The following is a 6248-nucleotide window of genomic DNA, read 5'->3' as shown; positions in this document are numbered from 1 at the left end:
GTACGTAGTAGGTATCTTCTTTCTTCATTAATGGGTATTTTTAGTGGATGCTGTTATATAGAGCTGAGTTTTATGCTTATATTTTAGTATGTAATTCCACGACAAATTCATCTTTTCTTTGCCACCTTTTTTTTCTTAAATATGTGACCTTTTCAAGCGCTGACTTAAGTAGGCGATTTTTCTTTTCTATATCTTCGGTCGCATAGTATGCTTCTAATACATTTTTAATTTTGGGAACAAACTCATGTATATGTTTTTCTTTTTCTAATACATGCTTAATTTCGTGCTCAAGGTGCTTAATTTCTTCTTGTATAGTTTTTAAACGTATTACAATGGATTTCTGTCGTTCTAAAAAAGTTTCAATATCGTATACACCTTTCTCTAACAAATCATGGAGGGTATTTTTTTGTTTTTGCAAATCATTAATTTGATGTTCTTTCTTTTCTAAAGCTTTTTTTTGCATATTAATGTTATTCGTTGTTTTCTTTTTTTGTACCATGTTCTCTTGTATCTCAAAGCTTTCAATAATTTGTTTTAATCCGTCAAGTATACGCTGTTCAACAAGTGCTAAGGAAGCTCCTTTTTGAATTCCTTTACAAGACGGTTGTACACAGCGAACTTGGGGGTTAGGGCGATCTTTTCGTGGCTGATAAAGCATGGAATGACCACATAATTCGCATAACAAGATTCCTGCCAATGGATTGGAAAGTTTTTTTGTTTTGATTGTTGGAGGTCTCCAACGTTTGCTATGAGCCATATTGGCTTTTTGAAATAACTCTTCTGATACAAGTGGAGTATGAGCATGATCGTGTCGTTGCCATCTTTCCTTCGGTACTTTTTTACGAATGTACTTCCCATTTTGTTTGGTATAACGTATTTTCCCCCAAATAATGTGACCAAGATATACTTCGTTTTTTATAATGGAGGAGATAGTTGAAGGATTCCAATATTCACCTTCAGGAGGAGAAATACCCAACCTATCTAATTCTTGGGCAATTGCCTGTCTTCCCATTCCATTCGCCATTAATTCAAAAATTTTTGGTATCACCCAACTCTTTTCAGAATCAGGATAAAGTTTTAAATTATTATCTCGTAAGTATCCAAAAGCTGGCACGCGAGAGATAGATTTTCCTTCTTTTGCAGAAACCCTTCTACCACGCTGCATACGTTTAACAATTGTTTTTAATTCTTCTCGGGCAATTAAAGATTTTATACTAAAGGTCAACTCTTGATTTTCATCATTGGGATCAATAATTTCTGTTGGAGTAATAATGAATGTCTCTGAATAGCGAAACACACGATAAATCGTTCCCTGATCTACCATATCCCCACGACCAAGACGGTCTAAATCCATTACTAACACAGCATTAGCGATGCCTGATTCTACTTCGCGAAGAAGTTTTTGCATCATAGGTCTTTCAGATATATATTCACCAGAAACAACTTCTTCAAAAATATCAATAATATTATGATGCTCTTTGTGAGCGAGTTCTAATAACTGAGTACGATGACGTTCAAGTGTATCATAATGTTGTCCGTGTTCCATCGCCTTTTTTTCTTCTTCAAGATCTTTTCGACTTTTACGTAAATAGATGAATACATCAAGTTCTTGTGGACGGTACATTAGTTTCACCTACCAGCTTGTCTATTATTATTGTTATAAATATGTATGGCTAGCTTGTCCTATGAAAATGATAGTTCGTCTTTTTTCCTGTCTTGCATACATATAATGCAAGGGGGGATATGATGAAAGAATTCCAATTTGGTAATACAAAAGTCATTATCCATTCACCACTTGCATCAATGGAAAAAGAAGAACAAAAAGAATGGTTCCAACAAGAGTGGGAAAAGAAAAATCCAATTTTAAGGTCTATAGTTGAAGCGGCAGTGAGTTGTCAGGAAGACGAAAAATAAAAAGAGCATCCTCTTTCTTTAAGAGGTATGCTCTTCTTTTTTTGATTAAATTATTCACTAACATAAATAATTGTTTTTTATTGTGAATAGTCTTTTTAGTTTTGTAAATAATAATCCTGATCATTGTTATCGGAGGTAGGTGATACCTGAGATAGATAAATACCTTTTTCTAAGGTTTCTAATAAGTAGTATCCAAATGCTTCATTCTGTTGCATCAAGCTATGTAAGAGAGTGCTTGCCCGAGCAATTCTATATTTTGTTTCATCTTGTATTAAGGAAAAGTTATCTATTGTAATGAGGTGAAGTTCATCTTGCAGTTTTTGTAGTAGTGAAAGTTGAATGGTATCTGTTTTTCCTGTCTCAAGATTACTTAAATAAGCTGGTGATACACCAAGCTGTTTTGCAAAGGTGTTTAGTCCAATGCCTTTTTGAGTACGTAGTGTACGAATGTGTTTACCAATTTCATTTATCATAAGAATAACCTCCACGGATTTATTGAAAGGAATACATAAAATGAATAGGCAAAAGAAAATTACAATTACATCAGTAAGTTATGTTCATGATCCAGAATCAGCTCAAAAATGGTTTGAAGCGTATATCAAGATTGTTGAAAAAGAATTAGTTAAAGCAATTAATAAGGACTAGCCGCTATTTTTGATACATACAGTGTAAATAGAACATCATGAGAGGAGGTCCTGAATTGAAGACCGTTGCATATTATAGAAGTTCAATTGATTCTCAGGAAAACTCAATCGGGATGCAACAAAATTCAGTTCTCACTTGCTCCATTGATATGGCATTGATTATCGATGAAGAATATATCGATGAAGCGGTATCAGCCCGAAAAGTCAGTTTAAAAAAGCGTCCAGCCCTACAAAAATTACTACAAGATATCAACAATAACGATGTCGGAACCTTATTCTTATTTAAGCGAGATCGACTAGCTCGAAATGTGATGGAGTATTATGAAATTTATCAAATACTAAGAAACAAGAAAATAAATGTTATTTTAACTGCACCGAATGAGCCACCAGTGTACTACACACCAATTGGTGAATATCTTGAATTAATTATGGCGGGTATGGCCCAACGTGAAGGCGAACAAATTATTGAACGTTTAAAGCAAACATTAAAGTCAAATTTCCAAAGTGGTAAAAACCCAGGACGTCTTCCGTATGGTTTTAAATGGAATAAAGAAACGAAAGAAATTGAATTGGTTGATGAACAAGTACAAATTGTTAAAAGGATTTATCAAGAACTTGTATCGGGAAAATATGAATCCTTGAAAGAACTTTGTAATGTATTAGGCTTGAAGGAAAACGGTAAGTCTTGGACTTCGGCTGATATAAGAAAAATTGCATTAAACCCGACATATATTGGATTGCGTACTATGAATATTTTTGGTGAAGATGTTACTAGTAAATATGAAAGACTTTCCATTATTGATAAGAATACATGGGAAAAAGCATGTAGTATTGTCACCGTTTTATCTCCCAAAAAGATTCATCAAGATTATGTATTCGAACAAGTGTTATTTCCATTGCAAGACTTACTAATTTGTTCGAAATGTAATGAATCATTACAAAAAATAAAGGCTAGAAGAAAAGAAAATTTAAAATATAAATGTTTAAACCATTCTTCAGTTTACGTTTTTAAGAGTACAATCGAACCATTAGTCTTTGAACGCTGCAAAGAATATTTTCATAGCCTACTCACTTCTCATTTCCAGGAATTATTTAATCGATATGAACAGAATGCTAAGAAGCAAGTAAAACAGAAAATACAAACCATTGAAGAAAAAATCCAGCTTATGAATGAAAAGTTAATTACAAAAGTAGATACGTGGTATCACGAAACTGATGCACCTTATAAGGAACAGAAAGAAATCGAAATTATGGTGCTGTATGATGAGCTGGCAAAATATAAAAAACAAAAAGAACAGGTAATACAGGAATTAAGTGATGTAAAGCAATTACGTGAAAAGGTAAGTAATTATCAATCCTCTATGTCGTTGTCCTATGACGAGATCAAGGAGAATCGAAAGTTAGGTTCCTTTTTTCGAGATTTAATACAGCAAGTCAAAACTGACGGGAAGGAATGCGAAATTGTTTTTAAACACCCATTCTTACGTACTCAAGAGGTGTTAACATCATGAAGCTCTCTTATATATTACAATCAAATATGAAAGCTGCTTTTTACGGGCGGCATTCTACTGATAAGCAGGACATGGATATGCAAATAAATTCTGTTATGGAAGTAGTTCGTAAATATAATTGCATTCATACTCATTCCTTTCTTGATAAGGCTGTTTCAGCTCGTAAAAATAAACTCACTAGTAGAAAAGAACTTGAAAACATGTTTGAAGCGGCGAAACGACAAGAATTTGATTTTGTGATTGTTTATAAAAGTGATCGTCTTGCCAGAGATCCTCTTGAACATCAAACTATTCGTATTGTCATGAAGACACTTGGTATTCCGATTATTATTAGTTCGACTGAAAGTGTGTACAGTACTGATAATGATTTGATTGTGCAACTCATGGAGGATGGTTTTACTAAATATGAAGTAGACACCATCATTGCAAGAACACGATCGGGACTAGAAAACAAAGCAAAACAAGGAAAATGGCTTGGTGGAAAACCACCATTTGGTTACACATATGATAAGAATGGTGGGCAATTTATTGAACACACCGAAGAGCTGTGCTATGTAAAAGAAATCTTCAATTTATATGTAAATGGTCATGGGTTTCAGTATATTGCTAATACACTCCCTAACGGTTCCCGCCGCGGAAAAGATTGGGGGAAAGAGAATGTAAAGGTGATTGTGCTTAATCCTTTTTATTGTGGTTTATTATCATGGCGCCGACAAACAGATGGAAAGCAAAATGCAAGGGATATTTGGATTGAAGCACCAAACCACTATGTGAAGCCAATCATTTCACGAGCGACATGGGAATCATGTTGGCGTATTTATTCAGAAAAACGTAATGGCAACATGGTTCCTAAACATTACAAAACAAGTTTTTTGCTACAAGGGTTGCTTTCTTGTGAAAAGTGCCAAGAATTAATGAAAACAAAGAATCAACAAACAGTAAGTTCTACAAATAAACAGTATGGAGGGAAAATTTATTCCTGTCCCAACTGTAAATTAAGAATAGATGCAGACCTCCTTCATGATAAAGTAGTGAATCAAACACTTACTGATGTGAAAATAAGCGGATTTCATAATGTATATCATGCGATAGAACAAAAAATTCAGTATGAGATACAAGAATTGAATAACAATATTCAAAAGCATCAGCGTCTTTTCGAAAGCTACACCATCAAACTTCACAATATTACAGAAGAACTTAAACAACGTATGAAAAATAACGATGATAAACGTTTTTTGAAGTCTTTAGCGATTTACCGTTTGGATGTACAGCGAAAACTAGATGGAATCGTACAACAAATAAACCACTTTAAACAGCAAATCACTCTCAAAGAAAAAGTTGAAAAAAGCAAAGAAACATGGTTACATACCTTGAACGAAGTATTTCAAGACGATGTGAAACTTCAAGAAATAAGCGATATGGATAAAAGACGATTTTTATTACCTCTCATTCAATCTGTATCTATTAAAGAAAATAAAAAGCGTAATGAATATGATATTTCACTACAGTTACGAACAGATTTTTCAAAACGTGATGTGAAGAATCAAATCAGCTTAATTTTGTAAAACAGCTATCGAAATCGGTGGCTGTTTTTTATTTTTGATGACATCGGTATTTAGGTCGAAATGTAGATGGGGAATTTTCTTTTACTCGGTGGTTAGGGGGGAGTGGTATACCACTCTACCCTAATCACCGAGTTTGATACTCTTGAGAAAGAGCTTGTATCTTAAGGATAAAGGGTTTGTCTTTATTTATTATTATGGACAGTGATTTAGAGAAATAAACATACTCGGTGATTAGGGGATAGGTAACTATTTAAAACATTTGAGAGCTCGGTAATTGGGTAAATAAAAAATGCCTTATCATTTTCCCTGTAAGGAGGCATGAGGGGGGCACCATACATACCCATCAACTTAAGAAATTTTATTACCCCCCAAGTAAAAAAAAACGTTATTCTTTCTAAACAAGCTAGATTAGAAGGAATAACGTTTTCTGTGAATTATGGATATAAATTTATCTTAGGTTGATAGAGATGTGGTACTACCCCAATATTATAAAAGATTTTCCTTACTTCTTCTCTTCGAGAATTTTATCATATACATATTCCAAGTAAAATTTAAAGCACATTCTCTTGCTTAAAAGACCTATTTAATTAGGAATATTCTTTGTAATACAGTGA

At 33.6% G+C, this 6248-nt stretch carries 6 protein-coding genes; 4 read left to right on the top strand and 2 right to left on the bottom strand.

Going from position 1 to position 6248, the window contains the following annotated elements:
* Positions 1-76: 76 nt before the first annotated feature.
* Positions 77-1624, bottom strand: a complete 1548-nt coding sequence (locus AB3X48_RS16185) for a recombinase family protein (protein WP_087963134.1) — start codon at positions 1622-1624, stop codon at positions 77-79.
* Positions 1625-1746: 122 nt separating this feature from the next.
* On the opposite strand from AB3X48_RS16185, the gene AB3X48_RS16180 reads away from it, so the two are divergent.
* Positions 1747-1914 (top strand): hypothetical protein, encoded by a 168-nt coding sequence (locus AB3X48_RS16180; RefSeq protein ID WP_166504398.1) that lies wholly within the window; start codon positions 1747-1749, stop codon positions 1912-1914.
* Between the two features lie 95 nt (positions 1915-2009).
* Here AB3X48_RS16180 and AB3X48_RS16175 read toward each other — a convergent pair whose 3' ends face one another.
* Entirely contained in the window at positions 2010-2387 is a 378-nt protein-coding gene (locus tag AB3X48_RS16175; RefSeq protein WP_087963135.1) for a helix-turn-helix domain-containing protein, read from the bottom strand.
* A 40-nt stretch (positions 2388-2427) separates the two neighbouring features.
* Here AB3X48_RS16175 and AB3X48_RS16170 point away from each other — a divergent pair, with 40 nt between their 5' ends.
* Genes AB3X48_RS16170 through AB3X48_RS16160 form a run of 3 tightly spaced genes read left to right on the top strand, consistent with a single transcriptional unit; the run spans position 2428 to position 5634 of the window.
* Positions 2428-2559 carry a hypothetical protein gene (locus AB3X48_RS16170; protein ID WP_003195041.1) on the top strand — a complete coding sequence of 44 codons (132 nt, stop codon included), beginning with the start codon at positions 2428-2430 and terminating at the stop codon, positions 2557-2559.
* Positions 2560-2614: 55 nt separating this feature from the next.
* A complete protein-coding gene (locus AB3X48_RS16165; protein WP_367959734.1) occupies positions 2615-4069 on the top strand; it encodes a recombinase family protein in 1455 nt (484 codons plus the stop codon).
* Positions 4066-5634 carry a recombinase family protein gene (locus AB3X48_RS16160; RefSeq protein ID WP_105589973.1) on the top strand — a complete coding sequence of 523 codons (1569 nt, stop codon included), beginning with the start codon at positions 4066-4068 and terminating at the stop codon, positions 5632-5634. Before AB3X48_RS16165 ends, AB3X48_RS16160 begins: the two co-directional genes overlap by 4 nt.
* Positions 5635-6248: the final 614 nt, after the last annotated feature.

Source organism: Bacillus sp. S4 (assembly GCF_040838205.1).
GTDB classification, from domain to species: Bacteria; Bacillota; Bacilli; order Bacillales; family Bacillaceae_G; genus Bacillus_A; species Bacillus_A cereus_U.
This window is presented reverse-complemented; position numbering and strand designations above follow the sequence as displayed.

Bases quoted from the DNA above. Each gene is read 5' to 3' on its own strand.
- AB3X48_RS16185 (WP_087963134.1), bottom strand. From the start codon at position 1,624: ATGTACCGTCCACAAGAACTTGATGTATTCATCTATTTACGTAAAAGT.
- AB3X48_RS16180 (WP_166504398.1), top strand. From the start codon at position 1,747: ATGAAAGAATTCCAATTTGGTAATACAAAAGTCATTATCCATTCACCA.
- AB3X48_RS16175 (WP_087963135.1), bottom strand. From the start codon at position 2,387: ATGATAAATGAAATTGGTAAACACATTCGTACACTACGTACTCAAAAA.
- AB3X48_RS16170 (WP_003195041.1), top strand. From the start codon at position 2,428: ATGAATAGGCAAAAGAAAATTACAATTACATCAGTAAGTTATGTTCAT.
- AB3X48_RS16160 (WP_105589973.1), top strand. From the start codon at position 4,066: ATGAAGCTCTCTTATATATTACAATCAAATATGAAAGCTGCTTTTTAC.